The sequence below is a fragment of the Mycobacterium sp. genome, assembly GCF_036488105.1.
Taxonomy (GTDB): Bacteria; Actinomycetota; Actinomycetes; order Mycobacteriales; family Mycobacteriaceae; genus Mycobacterium.
This window is the reverse complement of record NZ_DASXHW010000097.1, coordinates 1-2,365: the sequence shown is the minus strand read 5'-3', so window position 1 is coordinate 2,365 and position 2,365 is coordinate 1. Positions and strand designations below refer to the sequence as shown.

The window sequence follows — 2,365 nt, the reverse complement described above, 5'->3', positions numbered from 1 at the left end:
CGGGGCATGGCTATTTCCTGGCCCGAGCTCGGGGCGGGGTGCGAACGTCGGCCAGTATCGCCACGGCCTTGTCCACCACGTCCGGTGGAAGCCTGCGCCCGCCACGCCGGGCCATGAAGCGGTCAAAAGCCTTGTCGTAGCTGGCGAAATCGGGGAACAGCACGGCCCGGTCCACGCCCAGGTAGTCGGCCAGCTGCCGGCGCAGACGAGGCCACGAGTCCTGGCGACCGGCCAGCACCTCAGCGAGCTCGTCGGGCTCGACACCCAGCGCCCGGCCAGCCGCGACCAGGGTTCCCTTGGCTTCCAGCCGGGCCAGAATCTCCGCGCCGGTCACCGGGGCACCGACACCCGCGACGACTGCGGTCGGCCGGGAGGAACTTCGCCATTGGTCGGTGGAGAAACCTCCTGCTCAACTTCGCCACGGCCCGCAGGCTCGACCGGGCGCAGAAGGTCGTGGGGCTCGCAGCCGAGCAGGTCGCAGAGCTCAAGCAGAAGCGGCACGGAGGGCACAGATTCGCCCCGCTCCCAACACCCGATCAGGTCCGCGGACCGATCCACATGCAACGCCACGTGCTCCTGCTTGAGGCCCATGGCCTTGCGCCGTCGCCGCGCCTCGGCACCGTCGAATGCTCGATTCAAGGAGAAACCTCCCACTCGTTACTGGCTGGAAATGGCCCACCCCGGCGGGGTGGTCTCCCTCTTGCGAGTGACGGTCAATGCTCCTTACGGGTACGAACTACACGCCTGGGATTATGCGCTCCGTCGGCGGCTCGGGTCAACGTAACTTTTCGTTACCCGGGGCGCAAGGAGACTTTTAGTCACCCTGCGCGGATGTGGACCTCAGCGGAAGGCGGGCACAACCCGGTCAGGGTCGAAGGTGTTGCGGGCGTTCTCGGCGGGCAGGACCGTCACCGACTCCAGCACGAAGCCGATCAGAGCTCGCCTGCGCTCCAAGGGCAGCTTCGCCCAATCGCGGCGGATCGTGGCCAGCCCGTCCAGCAGCACCTTGGGGCGGCGGCGGGTGGTCGCGGCCAGACGGGCCTTGGCCTCGTCCAGTCGGGCCACAATCGGCTCGCGAGCGGCGGTGAACTCGGTGCGAGTGATGGCCTTGTCCACGTAGAAATCCTTGGAGAGGCCAGCCAGATCGGCCTCCAGCCCGGTGATCTCGTCGCGCTGGGCCCGGTCGTCATCGAGCTCGTCGGCCAGCCGGGCCACACGCTCCTCGTCGGCCAGAGCCTCCAGGGTCGCCTCCGACACCATCGCCTCCAGAGGCAGAGCCCGCACCGAAAGATGGCCACAGCCGCCACGCTCGCCGCGGCAGGCGTAGGCCGGGATGAGCTCCTCCCCAGCCTTGCGCTTGAACGGGCTGGCGACCAGCGGGCCGCCACAACTCCCGCAGCGCAACAGCCCTGACCCGAGCAGGTACTTGCGGGGCACTCGGGTGCGCTTGCGGGCCGGGTCCAAAAGGATGGCCCGGACAGCGTTCCAGGTGTCCTCGTCGATGATGGGCTTCCACTCGTCGGATCGCTTGACCGGCTGGCCGTGGTGGTCCCGCCAGCCCGCGATGCGCCCCGACGTGAGGATTTGGCGAAGGGTCTTGGTGTTCCACGCCGCCCCGGTGATGGTCGGCACGCCCCGGTCGGTCCAGTCGGCGCAGATGGCGTACAGGCTTTCGCCCGAAAGCACACGCCGGGCAGCCTCTTTCACCAGCCGGGCCTCGCCCTGGTTGATCTTGATCCCGGCCCGACGTGTGGCGGTCTTGGCCACCCTGTCGTAACCGAACGGTCTGCGTCCTCCTGCGGCCACCCATTGTCCTTTCTCGGCCAACTGCTTGTGCTTGCGAGTGATGCGGTCTGACTTGTGCCGGGACTCCCGCTGGGCCATCGCCCCGTCGAAGATGCCGATCATCTCCCCATCGGCGCTGCGGTAGTCCCTGATGCCCGACTGGACGGTGTGGAGGAACACGTCGTGATCCCGGCAGAGCTCGATGAAGTGGGCGTTGGGCCGGTTGCGCCGGTTGACCCGCTCGGGGTGCCAGGCCACCACCACATCGATCAGCCCCAGCTTGATGTCCTGAAGCATCCGCTCGTAGTGCTCCCGCCACACGTCCTCGTCGTAGGCGGACACGTCGTCGTCCTCGTAGGTGTCGATGACCCGATAACCCTGTCGCCGGCACAACTCCTGGCAATCCTCGAGCTGGCGTTCAACGCCGAGCCCAAGTTTCTCTGTGTCCTCGCTGATGCGGGTGTAGATCGCGGCCCGCAAGCGGCGGGCCTGGTGTTCGGTGGTAGTGGCTCTCATGAACTGCCTAGTCTAGCGGGGTTAAGAGGTTACGGGGGATAGGGTAACCGCTTAGCCCCGTCAA

The 2,365-nt window shown here is 67.3% G+C and carries 3 protein-coding genes; all 3 read right to left on the bottom strand.

Features of this window, described 5'->3' with window-relative positions:
* Nucleotides 1-10: 10 nt before the first annotated feature.
* Entirely contained in the window at nucleotides 11-334 is a 324-nt protein-coding gene (locus VGH54_RS05220; protein WP_331510875.1) for a helix-turn-helix domain-containing protein, read from the bottom strand.
* Entirely contained in the window at nucleotides 331-639 is a 309-nt protein-coding gene (locus VGH54_RS05215) for a helix-turn-helix domain-containing protein (protein ID WP_331510874.1), read from the bottom strand. The genes VGH54_RS05220 and VGH54_RS05215 overlap by 4 nt, the downstream gene beginning before the upstream one ends.
* 201 nt (nucleotides 640-840) lie before the next feature.
* Nucleotides 841-2,301: a recombinase family protein gene (locus VGH54_RS05210; RefSeq protein ID WP_331510873.1), complete on the bottom strand. Its 1,461-nt coding sequence runs from the start codon at nucleotides 2,299-2,301 to the stop codon at nucleotides 841-843.
* Nucleotides 2,302-2,365 lie beyond the last annotated feature (64 nt).

Excerpts from the sequence above, each read along its gene's own strand:
- VGH54_RS05210 (WP_331510873.1), bottom strand. The coding sequence starts at position 2,301 with ATGAGAGCCACTACCACCGAACACCAGGCCCGCCGCTTGCGGGCCGCG.